At 46.1% G+C, this 18,939-nt stretch carries 20 protein-coding genes; 10 read left to right on the forward strand and 10 right to left on the reverse strand.

The window, feature by feature from the left end; translation table 11 throughout:
• Positions 1-6: 6 nt before the first annotated feature.
• Positions 7-687, reverse strand: coding sequence for a (d)CMP kinase (gene cmk, locus LY387_RS10925; protein WP_042474328.1), 681 nt, complete (start codon positions 685-687; stop codon positions 7-9).
• 301 nt (positions 688-988) lie between these two features.
• Between cmk and LY387_RS10930 the strand changes: the two genes are divergently transcribed.
• Entirely contained in the window at positions 989-2,029 is a 1,041-nt protein-coding gene (locus LY387_RS10930; RefSeq protein WP_234494117.1) for a polysaccharide lyase family 7 protein, read from the forward strand.
• An 88-nt stretch (positions 2,030-2,117) separates the two neighbouring features.
• On the opposite strand, the gene LY387_RS10935 is transcribed toward LY387_RS10930, so the two are convergent.
• Together LY387_RS10935 and msrB are read right to left on the reverse strand one after the other, a co-directional pair.
• Positions 2,118-2,687 (reverse strand): hypothetical protein, encoded by a 570-nt coding sequence (locus tag LY387_RS10935; RefSeq protein ID WP_234494118.1) that lies wholly within the window; start codon positions 2,685-2,687, stop codon positions 2,118-2,120.
• Between the two features lie 204 nt (positions 2,688-2,891).
• Entirely contained in the window at positions 2,892-3,314 is a 423-nt protein-coding gene (msrB, locus tag LY387_RS10940) for a peptide-methionine (R)-S-oxide reductase MsrB (RefSeq protein ID WP_042474324.1), read from the reverse strand.
• A gap of 338 nt (positions 3,315-3,652) precedes the next feature.
• On the opposite strand from msrB, the gene gap reads away from it, so the two are divergent.
• The 6 genes from gap (at position 3,653) to LY387_RS10970 (ending at position 10,154) form a co-directional block, all read left to right on the forward strand.
• On the forward strand, positions 3,653-4,648 hold the full coding sequence (gene gap / locus LY387_RS10945; RefSeq protein ID WP_008080593.1) for a type I glyceraldehyde-3-phosphate dehydrogenase: 996 nt from the start codon (positions 3,653-3,655) through the stop codon (positions 4,646-4,648).
• A gap of 138 nt (positions 4,649-4,786) precedes the next feature.
• Complete coding sequence (locus tag LY387_RS10950) at positions 4,787-5,671, forward strand: D-hexose-6-phosphate mutarotase (protein WP_234494119.1); 885 nt, start codon at positions 4,787-4,789, stop codon at positions 5,669-5,671.
• An 88-nt stretch (positions 5,672-5,759) separates the two neighbouring features.
• Positions 5,760-6,569, forward strand: coding sequence for a 23S rRNA (guanine(745)-N(1))-methyltransferase (gene rlmA, locus LY387_RS10955; RefSeq protein WP_234494120.1), 810 nt, complete (start codon positions 5,760-5,762; stop codon positions 6,567-6,569).
• Between the two features lie 105 nt (positions 6,570-6,674).
• Entirely contained in the window at positions 6,675-7,655 is a 981-nt protein-coding gene (locus LY387_RS10960) for a ChaN family lipoprotein (protein WP_234494121.1), read from the forward strand.
• Positions 7,656-7,814: 159 nt separating this feature from the next.
• Positions 7,815-8,189 (forward strand): hypothetical protein, encoded by a 375-nt coding sequence (locus LY387_RS10965; protein WP_234494122.1) that lies wholly within the window; start codon positions 7,815-7,817, stop codon positions 8,187-8,189.
• Between the two features lie 90 nt (positions 8,190-8,279).
• Positions 8,280-10,154, forward strand: a complete 1,875-nt coding sequence (locus LY387_RS10970) for a BCCT family transporter (RefSeq protein WP_234494123.1) — start codon at positions 8,280-8,282, stop codon at positions 10,152-10,154.
• A 64-nt stretch (positions 10,155-10,218) separates the two neighbouring features.
• On the opposite strand, the gene LY387_RS10975 is transcribed toward LY387_RS10970, so the two are convergent.
• Positions 10,219-10,656, reverse strand: coding sequence for a YcgN family cysteine cluster protein (locus LY387_RS10975; RefSeq protein ID WP_042474321.1), 438 nt, complete (start codon positions 10,654-10,656; stop codon positions 10,219-10,221).
• 137 nt (positions 10,657-10,793) lie between these two features.
• Between LY387_RS10975 and LY387_RS10980 the strand changes: the two genes are divergently transcribed.
• Both LY387_RS10980 and aqpZ read left to right on the forward strand, forming a co-directional pair.
• Positions 10,794-11,042 (forward strand): YkgJ family cysteine cluster protein, encoded by a 249-nt coding sequence (locus LY387_RS10980; protein ID WP_234496103.1) that lies wholly within the window; start codon positions 10,794-10,796, stop codon positions 11,040-11,042.
• Between the two features lie 125 nt (positions 11,043-11,167).
• Positions 11,168-11,863 (forward strand): aquaporin Z, encoded by a 696-nt coding sequence (aqpZ, locus tag LY387_RS10985; protein ID WP_234494124.1) that lies wholly within the window; start codon positions 11,168-11,170, stop codon positions 11,861-11,863.
• 98 nt (positions 11,864-11,961) lie between these two features.
• On the opposite strand, the gene recR is transcribed toward aqpZ, so the two are convergent.
• The 6 genes from recR to LY387_RS11015 all read right to left on the reverse strand — a co-directional run bounded on the left by recR (position 11,962) and on the right by LY387_RS11015 (position 17,669).
• Positions 11,962-12,561, reverse strand: coding sequence for a recombination mediator RecR (gene recR / locus LY387_RS10990; protein ID WP_234494125.1), 600 nt, complete (start codon positions 12,559-12,561; stop codon positions 11,962-11,964).
• A 23-nt stretch (positions 12,562-12,584) separates the two neighbouring features.
• The gene (locus tag LY387_RS10995; protein WP_042474318.1) at positions 12,585-12,914 is read right to left on the reverse strand and encodes a YbaB/EbfC family nucleoid-associated protein; all 330 of its coding nucleotides are present in this window, start codon (positions 12,912-12,914) and stop codon (positions 12,585-12,587) included.
• A 109-nt stretch (positions 12,915-13,023) separates the two neighbouring features.
• Entirely contained in the window at positions 13,024-15,180 is a 2,157-nt protein-coding gene (gene dnaX, locus LY387_RS11000; protein ID WP_234494126.1) for a DNA polymerase III subunit gamma/tau, read from the reverse strand.
• Positions 15,181-15,192: 12 nt separating this feature from the next.
• Positions 15,193-15,738 (reverse strand): adenine phosphoribosyltransferase, encoded by a 546-nt coding sequence (gene apt, locus LY387_RS11005; protein ID WP_234494127.1) that lies wholly within the window; start codon positions 15,736-15,738, stop codon positions 15,193-15,195.
• A 157-nt stretch (positions 15,739-15,895) separates the two neighbouring features.
• Positions 15,896-16,231, reverse strand: a complete 336-nt coding sequence (locus LY387_RS11010) for a YbaN family protein (protein WP_234496104.1) — start codon at positions 16,229-16,231, stop codon at positions 15,896-15,898.
• Between the two features lie 346 nt (positions 16,232-16,577).
• Positions 16,578-17,669: a response regulator gene (locus tag LY387_RS11015; RefSeq protein ID WP_234494128.1), complete on the reverse strand. Its 1,092-nt coding sequence runs from the start codon at positions 17,667-17,669 to the stop codon at positions 16,578-16,580.
• Positions 17,670-18,026: 357 nt separating this feature from the next.
• On the opposite strand from LY387_RS11015, the gene LY387_RS11020 reads away from it, so the two are divergent.
• Positions 18,027-18,902 (forward strand): LysR family transcriptional regulator, encoded by an 876-nt coding sequence (locus LY387_RS11020; protein ID WP_234494129.1) that lies wholly within the window; start codon positions 18,027-18,029, stop codon positions 18,900-18,902.
• Positions 18,903-18,939: the final 37 nt, after the last annotated feature.

Raw genomic sequence — 18,939 nt, forward strand, 5'->3', positions numbered from 1 at the left:
TAAAGGCTACTTAGTGAGTTTAGATTCGATATATTGTAGCGCTTTTTCCAACACTTGCTCGATGTTTAGCGAGGTTGAATCTAGCACTAGAGCGTCATCAGCAGGACGGAGAGGTGCAACCGCTCGGTTACGATCTCGGTAGTCTCGCTCTTCGATCTCGCTCAAAAGGTCGTCAAATCTAACATCTAAACCCTTTAGTTGCAACTGCTTAAAGCGCCTTTGCGCTCTTTCTTCTGCACTTGCATCTAAGAAGATTTTTACTGGTGCTTCAGGGAACACGACGGTACCCATATCACGACCATCGGCAACCAATCCTGGTTCGATGTTAAACGCACGTTGACGACGCAATAACGCTTCTCGTACGCGTGGTAGAGCCGCGATTTTTGATGCTGCATTACCTGTCTCTTCTTTACGAAGTTCACCAGATACATCTTCGCCCTCTAGAATGACCTTAACAAGGTCACCCTCGGCAACAAACTGAACGTCTAAATGCATAGCCAAAGGAACGAGTGCGTCCTCCGACTCTAAATCAACACCATGGTGAATAGCAGCTAACGCTAAAACACGGTAAATAGCCCCGGAATCCAACAAGTGAAAGCCTAATTTGTCAGCCAACAACATACACAGTGTGCCTTTGCCAGCACCACTTGGTCCATCCACAGTAATCACTGGTGAGTTTAAGGACATGTTCTACTCCACGTTGTTACAAGCCGAATTTTTCACAACCGACTTATTATTGTTCTTAATTTTACGGCGCAGAATTATATACCCAATAGCGTAAAGTTACCATTTTCTTTGGGGCCGGTTTTTTCGAGGCGAACAAGATGGAGCAAAATGAACTGTTGGCTCAATCACAAATTAAACCTCACTCTCGTCGTTTAAACACTCAAATATCGATTATTCCGTCTAGGTCACAATATTGTAATACAATATTATAGTAGCATCGTTATCACTGCCTATTAATGATTGCTTACTGAAGGAATACACAATGAAAGCATTTCACTTTACGTTACTTGCTGCCAGCATTGTTGCCGGTTCTGCTGTTGCAGCGACAGGTTCTGAGCTTGCTACCCAATACAAATTAGACCCAAGCAAAGCACCTGCACAAAACTTCGACATGACCAACTGGAAGATCAATCTGCCGGTTTTGACGACAGAAGGACCACGTAAGGGTAAAACACTCGAGATTGCTAAAGAGCAGCTTGGCGATACCAAGACGCCCTATGTACATCCAGAATGGTTCTATACCGATAAAGAGTCTGGCGCGGTGGTCTTTGTAGCACCGAACGATGCACCTACCACCCCTAACAGTAAAAACACTCGAAGCGAGCTGCGCGCGATGCTTGGTACGGATTATGGTGCGCCAAGCAATAACTTCGTTATTGCATCTCACCCAAATGCCTCTGAATACGGTGCGATTGGTGGCGAGCTAAAGGCAACACTTTCTGTTGATCAAGTTAGCGTTAGCGGTAACTACAAAAAGAACGGCGCGTTTGGTGTCGTAATTGGTCAGATCCACGGCTCTAAAAACGAACCGCTAAAAATCGTATATCGAAAACTTCCAGAGCATGAATACGGTTCTTTAGCTTGGAACTATGAACTAAACCCAACCAAAGACCTACAAAACGCCAAAGATGAAAACGGCAAAAAGCTAAGGAAAGATATTCGTCATGATGTGTTTGGTAAACACAATCTGCGCCAAGGTTCGCAAGATCCTCAAGATGGTATCAAGCTCGGAGAGATCTTCTCTTACAGTGTCAATGTAGAAGGTGACATCATGCACCTAACCTTTACCAAAAATCCAGGTACAGACAAAGAGATCACCAAGACGTACGACATTGACCTTAAAGCTGGTAACTACCAAGGTCATGAGGTCGACCAAGGATACGGCAACGACTGGATGTATTTTAAAGCAGGTGCTTACAATCAATGTAACACCAAGAAATCTAGCTCAGGTTGTGAATGGCGTGGTATGGAAGCGGGCGACTATGTTCAAGCAAGTTTCTATCAGCTAGAACTAAACCAGTAAAAGGTTCTAAAGCATAAAATAACAAAGGGAGCTCAATAACCTATTGAGCTCCCTTTCTTTTATCCTCTACATAAGAAGCAAGTATCGCTTAGAAGCTGTATCGAACACCGATACCTGCACCAATACCAAGTTTCAAATCACTATTATCAAACATCAAATTTGGTGTTAGCTGGGCATAACCGTCCCAGTTTTTGGCAAATGGGAGTTCAACGCCCAGAGCAACTCGCGGTCCAAACTTATCTGATCGCTGGATTTGACCACCGACACCTGCGTACCAGTTAAAAGGTACGTCACCACTAAAACTTCCGCGGCTAAAGATGTAATCAGCGGCAATACCGTCGTTGCCGATGGCAAAGTTCACTGTATTGTTAATTTGACCAACAATACTCAGACCTTGATCCAGACCCATACCAATTTTAAACCCAGAGTTTGAGCTACTACGTGAAGACGAACGAGAAGCCGGTTTCGAGCTAGAAGTTTGCTTCGGTGCCGCTTGATTGCTGCTCGTCGACGTTGATGCTGTCGTTGATGAACTGTTTTGGTCTTCTTCAACTATCTGCCACTGTTCCTCACCGCCTGCAGTTGTATTCGCTAGCGCAAAGGTAGAAGTCAAAGTAAACATTGCTAACGTCGCAATGTGACGGATTCTATTTTTCATATCATCGCTTTCTTGTGTTTGCTGCTCTCGAATATCAATACGGAGCATTGTCATAGTTGGCCGCGCATTTTATGAACTGTGTCAGTCGCAATGTCATCACAGAGCAAAAACTGGGCAAAATTGATATTAGATGTAACGTAATAAGGGTGGCAATGAACCACCCTATATAAAGACGAAGAAATGAAAGAATGATACAGGCTTGATCTAAATAGAAGAGTTTGTATTACTTTTGTTGAAAATTAACGACACAGAGTTCACACAGAAACGCTGTCCTGTTGTCTGTGGTCCGTCCTCAAATACATGCCCTAAGTGGCTATCACATGCGCTACATCGTATTTCTACACGCACCATACCGTGACTTGTATCATCCAAATAACGAATGGCAGACTCGTTGATAGGCGCATCGAAGCTAGGCCACCCGCAGCCAGAGTCGTACTTGTTGTCTGAGTTAAATAGTGGTGCCTCACAGCATGTGCAGTGGTACAGTCCAGTGTCTTTGTTATGGAGCAATGTACCAGTGAAAGGGGCTTCTGTGCCTTGCTGTCGACATACTCGATATTGCTCTTCTGTTAGGGTCTCACGCCAGTATTCATCTGGCTTGGCTCTATTTTTGTTTTCCCCGGTCATCTCCTTTACACCCTCTTTTTTATTGTCTACATTTTAATCAGCGCACACTTAATACGTGTAATAAACTTGGTTGTAGCACATTGTTGTCAATTACCCACTCAAGTGTGTCTAACATGTTAACTCACCTTGTCCTCAAGGTTAAATACATAAAGCAAATCATTACAGAGTCACGACCTAAGTTCAAAAAAACGTCATTTAATACCGAATGTTAAGAAAAGCGACACTTTTTTTTGACTTTAGACAAATTAATTCCGATTATCTATTGAAGTTAGTGACTGGATTCTGTAATTTTACTACCAGTTATCTTTAAACAGAAATTAAGTTGTGGAGCAACTATAATGACTATCAAAGTAGGTATTAACGGTTTTGGCCGTATCGGTCGTTTCGTATTTCGTGCAGCGCAAGAGCGCAACGACATCGAAGTAGTAGGTATTAACGATCTAATCGACGTTGAGTACATGGCATACATGCTTAAGTACGATTCAACTCACGGCCGTTTCAACGGTACTGTTGAAGTTGAAGGCGGTAACCTAATCGTTAACGGCAAAACTGTACGTGTAACTGCAGAGCGCAACCCAGAAGACCTAAAATGGGACGCAATCGACGTTGACGTTGTTGCTGAAGCAACTGGTCTTTTCCTAACTGACGAGACTGCACGTAAGCACATCACTGCTGGCGCGAAAAAAGTTGTACTAACTGGTCCTTCTAAAGACGCTACTCCAATGTTCGTAATGGGCGTTAACCAAGACACTTACGCTGGTCAAGACATCGTTTCTAACGCTTCTTGTACTACTAACTGTCTAGCGCCTATCGCTAAAGTTCTTAACGACGAGTTCGGTATCGAATCTGGTCTTATGACTACAGTTCACGCTACTACAGCAACTCAAAAAACTGTAGACGGTCCTTCTGCTAAAGACTGGCGCGGTGGTCGTGGTGCTTCTCAGAACATCATCCCATCTTCAACTGGTGCTGCTAAAGCTGTAGGCGTTGTTCTTCCAGAACTAAACGGCAAACTAACTGGTATGGCTTTCCGCGTACCAACTGCTAACGTTTCTGTAGTTGATCTAACTGTTAACCTTAAGAACGGTGCATCTTACGAAGCTATCTGTGCAGCTATGAAAGCAGCATCTGAAGGTTCTCTAAAAGGTGTTCTAGGTTACACTGAAGACCAAGTTGTTTCTCAAGACTTCATCGGTGAAGTTCAAACTTCAGTATTCGATGCTAAAGCTGGTATCGCTCTAACTGACAACTTCGTTAAAGTTGTATCTTGGTACGACAACGAAATCGGTTACTCAAACAAAGTTCTAGACCTAATCGCTCACATCTCTAAGTAATGTAAGCTTTTAGCTGAATATTTGTAATAAAGGCGACTCTTGGGGTCGCCTTTTTAGTATCTGTTTCTGGGTCCAATCGACACCTGGGAGCTATCCCCTCTCCCTAGGAACCAGAGACTTAACCTAGGAAGTTACACTATGGATTTGTCTGTATTACCTACCCTAACCGTTCTCTCTGATTACGTAACCATCGCACAGCTTGGCGACAACAAAATGGTTCGCGTTCTTCACCCAAAAGCGTCAGCTGCTATTTCTCTGCATGGTGGTCATGTTGTTTCGTTCAAGCCAGAAGGCCAAGAAGACCTTATTTGGATGAGCAAAGACGCTGTTTATGACAACAAAGCAGCCTTACGTGGCGGGATCCCAGTTTGTTGGCCGTGGTTCGGTCGCATCGCCGCACCCGCACATGGCTTCGCTCGCAACAGTACCTGGGAGCTGATTGAACACCGTGAAAGCGACAATGGCGTCCTTGTTAGCATTGGCTTGACCGATAACGAATCTAGTCGTGAAATCTGGCCACATAAGTTTCAGCTCGTCCTCAATGTTGAAGTGTCAGAAACGCTGAAAGTAACCTTAGATATCACTAACACAGATAGCACACCATGGCGCTTCTCTGGAGCCCTTCATACTTACCTAAACCTAGGCGATATCCATCAAATGGAAGTCACAGGAATGGGGACGACTTACGTCGACAGCCTTCTCGATAGCAAACTGTGCGAAGGCCAAGAAGTACTCACTCTTACCGATACTGTCGACCGCGTATACACAGCACCAGATAGTGAAATCGTACTTCATGACAATGCTTGGAACCGCAAACTGTCAGTGAAAAACGAAGGTGCAAACTCTGCCGTCCTTTGGAATCCTTGGAAATCAGGTGCAGAATCAATGGGCGACATGAATAATGACGGTTACTTATCTATGTTCTGCATTGAGTCGACCCTGCACGCTAACTCGTTAGACGAAGGGAAAGAGCTAGCGCCAGGTGAAAGCCACCAGCTTATTACTCATATCGCCGCCAAATAACCCCTATAGAAGGAAGTTATTCGCAGACTGAATTGCTTCCCACCCTTGATATGGTTAGACTTACGAAAATTTTCGTCGAGTCTAACCTATGTCCTATCAATGTCCTCTCTGTCAGCAACCGCTCACTCTTGACGATAGAAGCTATCGCTGCAGCAACAATCACCAGTTCGACAAAGCAAAAGAAGGCTACGTCAATCTGATGCCAGTCCAACACAAGCGTTCGAAAGATCCGGGTGATAACAAAGAGATGATGCAGGCAAGGCGTACCTTTCTGGCGCACGATTTTTACGCACCGATGCGAGATAAGGTGACCGACACTCTGAAATCGACTCTTAACGCTAACAAAGGCACAGTGCTCGATATCGGTTGTGGCGAAGGGTATTACACCAGCTATTTTGCCGATGTACTAGGCGAAGACCTAAGCTTTTATGGTCTAGATATCTCTAAGGTCGCCATTCGATATGGTGCTAAGCGCTACAGTAAGGTTAACTTTTGCGTTGCTTCTAGCCACAAGCTACCGTTTTCTGACGCTAGCTTAGCCGCCGTTATTCGAATCTATGCACCCTGTAAGCACGAAGAGCTTCAACGCTGTATCGAGACTGGCGGTATTATGTTGACTGTGACTCCGGGTAGCCACCACCTGTATGAGTTGCGCGAACTCATCTACTCTGATGTGCGCCTACACGACGAATCTGCTGAAGAGATCGAAGGATTTGAATTAGTATCGGAAAGCAAACTAGACTACAACATGAACCTTAGTGGCGAACAAGCGTATGATTTGTTACAGATGACGCCATTTGCATGGAAAGCGAATCAAGAACTTAGAGAGAGTCTCAGCAAAGCCGATCATTTCGACTGTCGAGCAGACTTCATGGTACGAGCATACCGCAAAATGTAATGATATTAGTTATCAATTGCATTGAGGTGAAGCGTAATCTCCATTACCATACCAGTTCCAAGATAGCCTTCCTATGAAGGCTATTTTTCTATATAGAGAACGATTATGAAAGCTTACCCTCTTGCCCTTGTACTGACTTTACTCGTTGGGTGTACCTCATCAAATGCGCCTCAGCAATCAGCGTCTCAACCCTCTTTTTCCGAGGGCTCCTCAATAGAACAGAATACCCCTCTGAGGTCGTTTTACGACTATCAACTTTATACACCATCCGGCGAAGCGCTGAATCTCGATAGTCTGCCTTCAGAGCTTTTAGAAGCGGACGTTATTCTGGTTGGCGAGTGGCACACTCACAGTGGTATTCACCGTTTTCAAACTGACTTACTAAAAGATCTGGTATTTGAAAACGACAGTCTTGCTCTCTCTATGGAGCAGTTCACCCGAGATAATCAAAACGTTGTCGACGAGTACTTAGCTTCCGAGATCGGCGAACAGACGCTGATTAAACAAGGTGGTGGTTGGCCAAACTACGAGAGTGATTATCGCCCGCTTGTAGAGCTCGCTAAACAAGCCAACCTACCTATTATTGCAAGTAATGCTCCTAAGCCCATCGTTCGCTGTATTGGCAGACAAGGCTTGGACTACCTCGACAAGCTTGACGGCGCACAACGAGCATATGTAGCGACAAAAATTGACACGTCGTCATCGCCTTACAAAGACAAGTTTATGGCCTCAATGCACCATGGCGACAAGGCACAAACAGAAAGACAGTACGCTGCACAACTAACGTGGGATGCCACAATGGCAGAGAGTATCGTTAATTACCTAAACCAACATAACAACAGCCAAGTACTCCATGTAGCGGGCAAGTTTCACATCGAACAGGGGCTGGGTACTGCCGCTCAGATCCAGTCGCTAAACCCTGAACTCAACGTCGTTGTCATCTCACCGGTAACCAGCGTGTCAGATGATTCAACCGATTATCAGCTCCATGTCCTTGAGCCACCAGTGCGTTTTGTAAAACAAGAAAACCGTATGAAGGCATATCAAGGATTACACAAACGCAACGACACACTAACGTGTGACTAAGCCCAGTTTTGTTTTTTTAGATTAACAAGCCATTCAATTGGCTTGTTAATTGCTTAGCTAACTTTCATTAACCAGTTCTATGTCTCACACAGAGAAATTTTTATAAAGTTTTTGCCATCAATGACGACATAGTAATTGATAACGCTAATGGAGATAGCTATGCAAAGCGTCAATTCTAACCTGCCAACTCAGACTCAGTCGCTCGGTAATAAAGCGTTGACGTCTAACCTTGTAACTGCAGAAACAAGTGGCAACACTTTGCCGGTGAAACAAGGCGACAGTGTATCCATCTCTCCTCAGGCAAAGGCGCTTTTAGAACAAGAAGCAAAAGCTGAACAAAAAACGGCATCGAATGAGAAAGCTAACGCGAAAGAAGAGGAAGGTATGGGTAAATCCGTCCAATCCTTTGCTCATGGTGCATTAGGGATGGATCATCCCGATGACCTGAAAGAACAAGAAGATACCTCATACTCGCTAGGACAATACGCTTCCGCTGCTGTTACCATAGGTGCATTGATCCTCGCACTCGCTTAACTATCCTTTGTCCTGACGACAAATAAGGCGATTTGAGCGATCACTTCGAGTCAAAAGATAATAACCTTTCTTTAACTCGAATGTGATCCTATGGACCGTTACTTTAAACTTATCGATAAGCCCACTTTTTTTGGCGCTATCGCATTGCTGCTCGCTGTCATCATTCCGCTGATAGTCTTTCCTGAACAAGGCGCACACCTTATTGCGCAAGCTAAGCTTATTATGACCGATAAGTTTGGGTTCCTATATTTGGCACTTGGTCTCGCTGCTCTCTTCTTTATGGTATTCATCATTTTTAGCGACATCGGCCAAATCAAACTTGGAGACCCAGACGAGGCACCGGAATTCAAAACCTCATCTTGGGCTGCAATGTTATTTTGCGGCGGCATCGGAGCCAGTATTTTGTACTGGGGCTGTATTGAGTGGGCATACTATTACCAATCGCCTCCATTTCAATTAGAACCGGGCAGTGAAGAAGCCATTCGCTGGGCTGCGACCTACGGGATTTTCCACTGGGGGCCTATCGCTTGGGCTATCTACCTTATTCCTGCATTACCGATTGCCTACTTCTTTTATGTTCGCAAGCAGCCAGCGCTTAAGGTTTCGAGTGCCCTTATCCCTGTGATTGGTGAGAAACATACGTTTGGCGCTGTGGGCAAGCTCATCGATGTACTGTTTATCTTTGGTCTTCTTGGTGGTGCAGCAACAACGCTAGGTTTAGCAGCACCGCTAATCAGTGAAGGGTTGAGCGTTCTGTTTGGCTTACCTCAAAACACTTACACTCAAATCGGTGTTCTCGCCGTATGTACAGCTATCTTTGCTTACTCGTCATTCGCAGGCATGGAAAAAGGCATCAAGATTCTCAGTAACATCAACTTCTGGGGCGCGATGCTATTACTTGCCATTGTCTTGCTGCTTGGTCCAACAATCTTCATTTTGGAGACAGGCTTAGATTCAATCGGTCGAATGATGTCGAACTTCTTTGTTATGGCGACATGGGCCGAACCATTTGGCGGCTACGGCAGCTTCGACGATACTCACTTCCCACAAGATTGGACTATTTTCTATTGGGCATGGTGGCTCGTATTTGCACCAAGTATGGGGCTATTCGTTGCTCGCATCTCGCGTGGCAGAACCATCAAACAGATGGTCGCAGGTTCGCTGTTCTTTGGATCTAGCGGCTGCTTCCTATTCTTTATCATCTTAGGTAACTACGGCTTATCGCTACAGCTATCAGGGCAGTTGGATATCGTCGGTATCCTAAATGAACATGGCGCAACAAAAGCGATCTTCTCGATGTTGTCAGAACTGCCATTCTCATGGTTCATCATTTTATTGTTTACCATGCTATGTATCATCTTTACTGCCACCACTTTCGACTCTATTTCTTACATCTTAGCGTCCGTAGTGCAAAAGGATGTTACCCAAGAGCCAATGCGCTGGAACCGTTTGTTCTGGGCGTTCACGCTCAGCTTTATGCCCGCTGTTCTTATGTTCTTAGGTGGACTAAGCACGCTGCAAACTGCTGCTATCGTAGGTGGTCTGCCGCTACTTGGCATTGCCGTCATGCTGATGATCTCGGCAGTTAAAGCAACCACGCTCGATATTCGTCACCAAGAAGACTATGTTGAGCCAACCATCAACATCGAAGACCTACCAGAGTTTGACCCTTGGTCGCATGAAGGGGTAGCGCTAGCCAACTTTGAAAAGTGCCGCGACGTTGCCCAAATGGCAGCTGATGCGGAAAGAGAAGCTATGCAAGCACTGTTCAAGGTGAAAAAGCGCATTCGTGCGTATGCGCTAGAGCACTCTACAGACGAGAGCAAAGCAATTCCTGATCACCTACAACAAGAACTTGAAAGTGCATTGCAGGCACTTAGCGAAGCGCAAGACCAAAAAGAGCAATCTTCACTGGCTGCGCAAGAAGCTCGTTCTCGCTTTACCGAGGTATGTGCCGAAGCCTAAGCTCGGTTGTCTGATAACAAAAAAGCAGGTCTAGTTAGACCTGCTTTTTTAACTTCTTGGGAAATTAACGCGAAGGATGGTTGATGATGTGGTCTTCCCAATCCACTACATCTATCTCGTACACCACTTTATTGCGAACACTCTCACCGGCAGCATGCATCGCTGACTTAGAGCCAGTGATAAGCGGATGCCACTCTGGGATCGATTTGCCTTCCGAAAGCAAGCGGTAAGAGCAAGTCTCTGGCAGCCAGTTGAACTCGCTAATTTTGTCGCGAGTTAGCTTGAGACACTCTTCACCAGATTGAAAACGATTTGGGTAGTCTTTGCATGAGCAGGTTTTGCTGTTTAGCCAGCTACAAGCAACGTTGGTGTAATACACTTCATCACTGTCTTCATCCATGAGTTTATGCAGGCAACATTTGCCGCAGCCATCACAGAGAGATTCCCATTGTGATTCGCTCATTTCTTCAAGTGGCGTGGTTTCCCAAAACGCATTGCTCATTCGTGTTACCCTTTTCTTCGTTGGAGGCGTTTTATACCTCTAGAGGCTAAAAACTGCAAGTACTGATGCATGATTCACATATGTACAATTCTAGCGCATCTGGTAAACTCGCCGCCTTCAAGATAGAGGGTGTAATGATGGATTGTCGTTTAGGTTGTGGGGCATGTTGTATTGCTCCAAGTATTTCTTCGCCTATACCTGGTATGCCAAATGGCAAACCAAGCGGAGTGCGTTGCATTCAGCTAGATGACCGAAATTTGTGTAAGTTATTTGGAAAACCAGAGCGCCCGAAAGTCTGTCACAACTTCAAAGCCTGCCCTGACGTTTGTGCCGATAATAACGCCAAAGCGTTGGAAAACATCCTCGAGCTAGAACGCCTAACCTAACCAGTGCACCGACCAAGGGTTATATAAGTACTTACTAACTCGGTACAATTTCATCTCAAACACTAGCGCTTCTGCTTATATGAACTATTGTCATGTAAACCACGTTGACAAATAAGGTGTCTGATATGAACAAATATTTGGCGGAGTTGTTTGGTACGTTTTGGCTTGTTTTAGGTGGCTGTGGGTCAGCTGTCTTAGCCGCAGCATTTCCAGATGTCGGCATCGGATTGCTCGGAGTATCCCTCGCATTTGGCTTAACCGTACTTACGATGGCCTTCGCCATTGGTCATATTTCTGGGTGTCACCTCAATCCCGCAGTCAGTATTGGTTTGTGGGCAGGTGGGCGATTTGACGCTAAAGAACTGGTTCCCTACATTATCGCTCAAGTGATTGGCGGTGTACTTGCCGGTGGTATCCTTTACGTTATCGCCTCGGGTCAGGCTGGATTTGATGCTGCAAGCTCAGGTTTTGCATCCAATGGCTATGGTGATCATTCTCCAGGTCAATATTCGTTGACCGCAGCTCTAGTGACAGAGGTTGTAATGACAGCCATGTTCCTAATCGTCATTATGGGCTCAACAGATAAACGCGCACCCGCTGGTTTTGCGCCTATTGCTATCGGTCTTTGTTTGACGCTTATCCACTTAATCAGTATCCCTGTCACTAATACATCTGTTAACCCTGCAAGAAGTACTGGCGTCGCACTGTACGTTGGCGACTGGGCAGTCGCTCAGTTATGGCTATTCTGGGTCGCGCCTATTATTGGTGCTGTTATCGGAGCTTGGATTTATAGATCTCTGATTGGTAGCAATAGCGAATAAGGTTTGTCGCTTAAGAGAACGATCAAAAAAGGCGCGATATTATCGCGCCTTTTAACTTATTTCGTTAGATAGCAAAGTCTGCTGTCGAAAGACCAACATCAGATTTTTTGACGCCCCATCAATGAATGCGACAAGGTCGTTCCATCTACTAACTCAAGCTCACCACCTACAGGAACACCGTGCGCAATACGACTCGCTGACACCTGGTGCTCGTGGCAAAGCTCTGCAATATAGTGCGCCGTTGCTTCACCTTCAACGGTTGGATTTGTCGCCAAGATAACCTCGCCGATATCGCCTTGTCTGAGTCTGTAATCGAGAACATCAAGACCAATATCGCTTGGGCCTATACCATCTAGCGGAGACAAGTGCCCCATTAAAACAAAGTAACGACCAGAAAATTGACCGGTTGCTTCCACTGCTGCGATATCCGCTGGACTTTCAACAACGCACAACTGACCGTTCTCTTTACGCTTGGGATTACTGCAAATGTGGCAGATTTCTTCTTCGGTAAATGTACGGCACTGTTGGCAGTGACCGATTTCAGTCATTGCGTTAGAAAGTGCATCCGCGAGCTGAAGGCCGCCTTTTCGGTCTCGCTGTAACAAATGAAAGGCCATGCGTTGTGCTGACTTAGGACCAACCCCAGGTAAGCATCGCAAGGCCTCCATCAAATGCTCCAGCATATGGCTAGTTCGCATTAATTATGTCTCTAATCTTCCAATTAGAACGGCATTTTCATGCCTGGTGGAAGTTGCATACCACCAGTTACTGACGCCATTTTTTCCTTTTGAGTTTCCTCAACACGACGAGCCGCATCGTTGAACGCAGCTGCGATCAAATCTTCTAGCATCTCTTTGTCGTCTTCCATCAAGCTCTCATCGATCTCAACACGACGCGTGCTGTGGCTACCAGTGATAGTCACCTTAACAAGGCCAGCACCAGACTCGCCAGTTACTTCCATGTTCGCGATTTCTTCTTGAAGCTTTTGCATGCGATCTTGCATCTGCTGGGCTTGCTTCATCAGGTTGCCCATACCACCTTTACCAAACATAGGTTTCTCTCGGTTTATTCATAGTTCAATTGATAACATGGGGTCGCATTCATCGATTACAACCCCGCCCTTCCTTAAGCATACATCTAAGCCTAAGAAAGTGAGTGACTTATAAAGGTCTTATACTCTCTTCGTCTAACTGCGCAGCAAAGCGAGTCAGCATAAACTGTACATTAGGATCCGTTTGTAGGCTTTGCGCTGCCTCTGTCAGTTTCATCTGGTACAAATTCTCTCGAAGCTCGAGTGGCGTAGTCCCTTGTTCAGACACCTCTATAGAAAGGTGACACTCTTCTCCTAGTAAGACATTTAAGCCAGCGAGTAGTTCGGACTGGTTTTTGTCAGAATTTAGGTGTGCATGAGTGGGTCTCAATCCTAATTGAATTGACGTGCCATCTTTCTGATAGACAGAGTTCAGAGCGAGCTGCTGAACCAACTTGCCAATATCGAGTTTCTCAATCATATCCGCCCAAGCATCTTGCGCGGCGGCTTCCGTCGTTAAACGCTGCGCCATTTCTGGCGTTTTCTCGTGCTCAAGCGCTTTTTTCAGCGTGGACGGTTTGATCGTCGGCTTACTTTGTTGCTGTGCGGCATTACTGGACGGGCGCCATTGGTATGGCTCATTCGCGTTACCTTGCTCTGTTTTGGTCTCCGCGACATCTGACACGCTGGTCGGGCTTACACCTCGACCTTGAGTACGCATAGCTACTCGCTCCAAGACTGAGCTTGGTTCAGATGACGCCTTAGGCTTTTTTCCCGGGTTCGTCCCCGAGGGTTGCGTATTTTGTCCTGCAGACTGCCTACGAGATCGCAACTGATGACGCAAACCGCCTGCCGCTCTAGCTGGCGCACTCTCTTGAGGCGCAGCGGGAGCCACGGGTTGAGACGGTGCTGCTGCATTCACATCTGGTTGCATCTGTGGCTGAGGTGCTCGTTGCGGAGTTCCTTGCATTGGTGCCGGTGGAGGCATCTGCGAGGTATCAATATAAGGCTCTGGTCCATCTTCATATTGTGGAATAGACCCTGCGTATTGAGGCGCGCTCTGCGTATGAGCCATTGGCTGCGTAGACATCGTCTGTGAAGGTGCGGCTTGTACTGGTGCTGTCGGTGCTGGTGCAGTTTGCGCCACTGGCGCCATTTGCGGCTGACTCGGCGCTGCATTTATCTCACTAGCCGCTACTTGGCTGACAGGTCTGAAAGCCAGCATCCTCAGTAACGTCATTTCTACAGCAACACGTTGGGAAGGCGAAAACGGTAAGTCTTGTCGTCCTTTCAGCGCAATCTGATAATAGAGTTGCACATCGGTAGCTTGCAGTGCTCCCGCAAGGTGTCGAATTTTATCACCATCGGCAACAGCGTTATCCACACTGGTTGGTAATGCTTGAGCCAATGCGATGCGATGTAACTGCGTCGCCAATTCAGACAGTAATACGTCCCAATCGACACCATTGTCTGCCAGGCTATTCAGTCTCGCCATCACTTGCTCTGCGTCACCCGTAGAAATAGCCTCGAGTAACTGCAATGCTTGAGCCGTGTCCAAAGTGCCCAGCATCTGGCTAACGATATCCGTAGAAACATTACCGCTACCTAGGGCGATAGCTTGGTCGGTCAGGCTCAGTGCATCACGCATGCTGCCATCAGCTGCATGCGCAAGCAGCGCTAGGGCTCGACGTTCTTGAGAAACTTGCTCCTCAGTAAGAACGTGCTCTAGTTGCTGCTGAATATTGTCGACGGTGATCGGCTTGAGATGGAACTGAAGGCAACGAGACAAAATCGTCATTGGAAGCTTTTGCGGATCCGTAGTGGCGAGCAAAAACTTCACGTACTCTGGTGGCTCTTCTAACGTTTTCAACAACGCATTGAAGCTATGACGCGATAGCATATGAACTTCGTCAATAAGGTAGACCTTAAAACGAGAGCGAGCAGGTTTGTACTGGACGTTGTCCAGCAATTCTCTGGTATCTTCGACCTTAGTTCGCGACGCCGCATCGATTTCTAACAGATCAACACTGCGCCCCTCATCGATCTCTTTACAGGTCGAGCATTGACCACAAGGTGTCGCAGTGATCCCTGTTTCACAGTTCAGCCCTTTTGCAAACAATCGACCTATTGTCGTTTTACCCACACCTCGAGTACCGCTAAATAGGTACGCATGGTGCAGTCTGTTTTGGTCAAGCGCATTCTCCAGTGCCGTTAGCACGTGAGCTTGCCCCACCACTTCCGAGAATTTCTTTGGTCGCCATTTTCTAGCTAGCGCGAGATAACTCATGAGGTGTCCTAATTAATGGCCTTCAAATTCACACAAGCTGTAGACTTCAATGCCTAGAGCTTCAAGGCGCTTATCGCCACCGATTTCCGGTAGGTTGATAACAAATGCAGCGTGCTGTACGTCACCGCCAAGCTTGCGAATAAGTTTAGTCGTGGCTTCAATCGTACCACCAGTCGCTAGAAGGTCGTCGACCATCAGTACTTTATCGCCTTCTACGATGGCGTCTGTGTGGATCTCTAGAGTATCCGTGCCGTATTCAAGTTCATACGATTGTGCCACAGTTTCACGTGGCAGTTTACCTGGCTTACGCACAGGCACGAAACCCAGACCGAGCTCTAGAGCAAGCGGAGCGCCAAATAGGAAACCGCGCGCTTCAGTGCCCACAATCTTAGTGAAGCCTAGATCTTTGTATTTCTCTACCAGCAGCTCAATTGTCGCTTGGTATGCCGCAGCATCTTCCATCAGACTTGTTACATCGCGGAACAAAATACCTGGCTTTGGGTAGTCCGGAATGCTTTTGATGCTTGCTTTGATAAGGGAAATTTTGTCGATTGTCATAGTATTGATCTCTGGAAAGGTCTTTGAATGCCTGACGTTCAGAGTACGGGTCCAGCGTGTTTATGCACCGTAGCAACTACGCCACTCGCTAGATACGTTCATTCTGTAGGTATAAATAAAACGCCCACATTATCGGTGGGCACACAACCCTCTAATGTTAGTGATTTTCGTGTTGATCAGCAACGGGCGGTTTCACAGGAATCCGCAAAAAGAAGGTAAAAATGACTAAGAACAGAGTGAACAGCATAACTTTTAACCAAACCCCATTCACTACGAAGATAGAGAAAGAAAAGCTAAGTACGATAAACACCGCACCTTTCTGTTTCACCGATTTTGTCACGCGCCTCTCCTGCTCCCAATCAGTAATAATCGGGCCCAATTTTGGATGGGTCTGTAGCCAGTGATGAAAAGCCGGACTGCCGCGAAAAAAGCAGGCGCTCGCTAAAAGAAGGAATGGTGTTGTCGGTAATAAAGGAAGGACTATACCGACCACACCTAAAACTACTGAAATGATACCAACTGTGTTCCAAAGAAGTCGTTTTACAGTGGTGAGATTGTCTCTGGTCAAAAACCCGCGTATCCGTTCATTACTCTAATCCAAGTGAGAGTAGCGGGAAGCGTAGGGATAAGCAATGCTGCGATGAAACCTAAAAAGTAAAAAATATTGTATGGTTCTTTGAATTCTGAATCTGACATGACTTTGCTCTTGGGTATAGTTGTAATAAAAAGGGAGGCAATCTCCTCCTAATGTTGTAACATTTTCACTATATACCAATTACATTTCGTCAAAAACAGATGAAAAGTAGGGTTATTCTCAATCGCAATTTGATTTAACCAAACTAAACCAAGCGAATGTCCCAGCTGAAGCTGCTCGTGCCAACCTGACTCAATGTCAGCTTACCTGCGTCGTTAAGCGCCAAATCTTTGGTCATAAAATTGCCCAAGCAGTTTTCGCCTAACTTTTTACCTCCAGCCACGTTGAAATGAGCCTGTCCGTTCTCCCATCGACAGTTCAAACCGGCAGGGAGAATAGATAAAGATCCTTCGTTAAGGTCGATGCTGCCAAACAGCGCATTCACAGGCCCGGTTCCATTTGCACAGGTCATCCCTTTCTCGATGTCGCGAGCCAACCCTTTCAGATCAACGCTATTGTGTTGAAGTCGACGGACGTAATCATCAAACAAGGTTCTGACTAGCAAGGTACTCGCCACACCGCCATCTTCGGCAGAATCGGCGTCGACTAGATAAAACGCCAGTTGACCACTCATTAACCACGTGTAGTCGAATACCAAGGGTAAACTGTTCGCGGACTGGAGTAGCCGATAACTACTACGCCATGCTCCGAGCGCAGAATCTTTCTCTGGCAACAAGGCGGTTAACAACTCTCTCGCCGCGTTGGGGTTCTGTTGAAGATACTCCAAATGCCAGTGAAGCTCCTTTTCCTCATCCGAGCCGCCTGGTTCACCATCTTCAAGATGGAACCATCGACTAACAAAGTCAGATTGCTCGCCCACGCTAGAGTTCTCTTCGAGCACCACATCGATAGCCTCGGCCAAATAACGGTAATCGCTAAGAGGCTTGGTGAGGAAGTCTTTTACGCCCATCCTCAATGCTTTCGCAACATCCCCCATGTCACCAGTAGCCGAAATGACGATGACGGGCAAAGACGGATATTCCACCCTTACCTCTTCGGTAAACTCCATACCAGTAAGCAGTGGCATGGCTAAATCACAAAGGACCAGATCAGGCTGAACCTCTCCTAACATCTTTAGTGCTTCTAGACCATCGCCCGCTTCGACGACCTGATGACCAATTGCTTCTAAGAACTTTCTGGTCACACTCCGGAAGATGGGGTCATCGTCGACGACCATAACCCTAGCACTATGCTGTTGCTCTATAGCAACGGCGACTTGACTGTCGGTTTTAGACATAAAAATACGCCTCACAAAAATCTATTGAGCGTTTAATTGTTATTATTTTTGGTTTACATCAAACGTCGTATCGTAAGGAAACGCTACAATGATGCAATTAATTGACTATTGAACTCAGCATACAATCCTCTCCTGAGTACTTTAACTGTAGGCAGAAATCCACTTTTATACAAATGCCCCCATTTGTGGCATTATCTTGTGTTCTAGGTTTTGTTATAAAGGCGCTCAAATCGCTGATTTCCCCGTACTTTAAAAACAAAAACGCGATTTGTCTTGTGAAGGTAAGTCTTGGATAAAGGGTTACTTTTTCAGGATTTGGGCTATATTAAAAACCAATAATTACAAATAGTTGAATATATGAAACTCGATGACTTAAATCTGTTCCGGCTTGTTGTAGAAAATGGGAGTTATACGGCAACTTCTCGTAAAACCATGATCCCAGTTGCAACAATTACTCGACGCATTCAAGCTCTTGAAGATTCACTGAACCTTCGTTTGCTGAATCGTCACGCGCGAAAGCTATCGCTCACCGAAGCAGGCGAACGTTTTTATAATGAATGCTCTCCCCTTCTTCAACGTCTGACATCGACAACAGAAGAAATCACGGACGAGTGTAAAGGCGCATCGGGTAAACTGAAGATTTCCTCCCCTTCAAATCTCACCAAGCGCATGATGATGCCAATGTTCAATGACTTTATGAGTCAATATCCTGACATCAGCCTCGATCTCACAATGAGCAACCATGCCGATCAGCTTGATCCAACAGAGTGGGATGTGATCTTCCGTGTTGGCCCTCAGCGCGATTCGAGCCTCATCGCTCGTAAGCTAAGCACTGTGAAAGATATCTTGGTCGCACACCCAGACTATCTCGCTAAACATGGCGAACCTAAACATGCGGAAGAGCTTTCTTCACATAGGCTCTTAAAAGGTGCGCCACTTATCAAATGGCAGCTAAAAAATGTCAGCGGTGAATCGATCATTGAAAACTCTAAAGGGCGCTTCGAAGCAAATAGCTTGAACGTGGTGCGCCGCGCTTGTTCTGCAGGCCTAGGCATTACACTAATGCCTGACGTCATGCTGCAAGAGCACATCGACAATGGCGATTTGGTACGCGTACTCCCTGAGTGGAGCGCAAACCCACGTGACATCTATATGCTCTACAACCATAAAGACCACCTACCAGAGAAAGTGCGCTTGTTTATCGACTTTGTTATCGACTACTCATTGCATTGATAGCTCAGTAAAACACCGGTCTCGACTTAACAAGCAT

The sequence above is a fragment of the Vibrio maritimus genome (assembly GCF_021441885.1).
GTDB classification, from domain to species: Bacteria; Pseudomonadota; Gammaproteobacteria; order Enterobacterales; family Vibrionaceae; genus Vibrio; species Vibrio maritimus_B.

Excerpts from the sequence above, each read along its gene's own strand:
- cmk (WP_042474328.1), bottom strand. The coding sequence starts at position 687 with ATGTCCTTAAACTCACCAGTGATTACTGTGGATGGACCAAGTGGTGCT.
- LY387_RS10930 (WP_234494117.1), top strand. The coding sequence starts at position 989 with ATGAAAGCATTTCACTTTACGTTACTTGCTGCCAGCATTGTTGCCGGT.
- LY387_RS10935 (WP_234494118.1), bottom strand. The coding sequence starts at position 2,687 with ATGAAAAATAGAATCCGTCACATTGCGACGTTAGCAATGTTTACTTTG.
- msrB (WP_042474324.1), bottom strand. The coding sequence starts at position 3,314 with ATGACCGGGGAAAACAAAAATAGAGCCAAGCCAGATGAATACTGGCGT.
- gap (WP_008080593.1), top strand. The coding sequence starts at position 3,653 with ATGACTATCAAAGTAGGTATTAACGGTTTTGGCCGTATCGGTCGTTTC.
- LY387_RS10950 (WP_234494119.1), top strand. The coding sequence starts at position 4,787 with ATGGATTTGTCTGTATTACCTACCCTAACCGTTCTCTCTGATTACGTA.
- rlmA (WP_234494120.1), top strand. The coding sequence starts at position 5,760 with ATGTCCTATCAATGTCCTCTCTGTCAGCAACCGCTCACTCTTGACGAT.
- LY387_RS10960 (WP_234494121.1), top strand. The coding sequence starts at position 6,675 with ATGAAAGCTTACCCTCTTGCCCTTGTACTGACTTTACTCGTTGGGTGT.
- LY387_RS10965 (WP_234494122.1), top strand. The coding sequence starts at position 7,815 with ATGCAAAGCGTCAATTCTAACCTGCCAACTCAGACTCAGTCGCTCGGT.
- LY387_RS10970 (WP_234494123.1), top strand. The coding sequence starts at position 8,280 with ATGGACCGTTACTTTAAACTTATCGATAAGCCCACTTTTTTTGGCGCT.
- LY387_RS10975 (WP_042474321.1), bottom strand. The coding sequence starts at position 10,656 with ATGAGCAATGCGTTTTGGGAAACCACGCCACTTGAAGAAATGAGCGAA.
- LY387_RS10980 (WP_234496103.1), top strand. The coding sequence starts at position 10,794 with ATGGATTGTCGTTTAGGTTGTGGGGCATGTTGTATTGCTCCAAGTATT.
- aqpZ (WP_234494124.1), top strand. The coding sequence starts at position 11,168 with ATGAACAAATATTTGGCGGAGTTGTTTGGTACGTTTTGGCTTGTTTTA.
- recR (WP_234494125.1), bottom strand. The coding sequence starts at position 12,561 with ATGCGAACTAGCCATATGCTGGAGCATTTGATGGAGGCCTTGCGATGC.
- LY387_RS10995 (WP_042474318.1), bottom strand. The coding sequence starts at position 12,914 with ATGTTTGGTAAAGGTGGTATGGGCAACCTGATGAAGCAAGCCCAGCAG.
- dnaX (WP_234494126.1), bottom strand. The coding sequence starts at position 15,180 with ATGAGTTATCTCGCGCTAGCTAGAAAATGGCGACCAAAGAAATTCTCG.
- apt (WP_234494127.1), bottom strand. The coding sequence starts at position 15,738 with ATGACAATCGACAAAATTTCCCTTATCAAAGCAAGCATCAAAAGCATT.
- LY387_RS11015 (WP_234494128.1), bottom strand. The coding sequence starts at position 17,669 with ATGTCTAAAACCGACAGTCAAGTCGCCGTTGCTATAGAGCAACAGCAT.
- LY387_RS11020 (WP_234494129.1), top strand. The coding sequence starts at position 18,027 with ATGAAACTCGATGACTTAAATCTGTTCCGGCTTGTTGTAGAAAATGGG.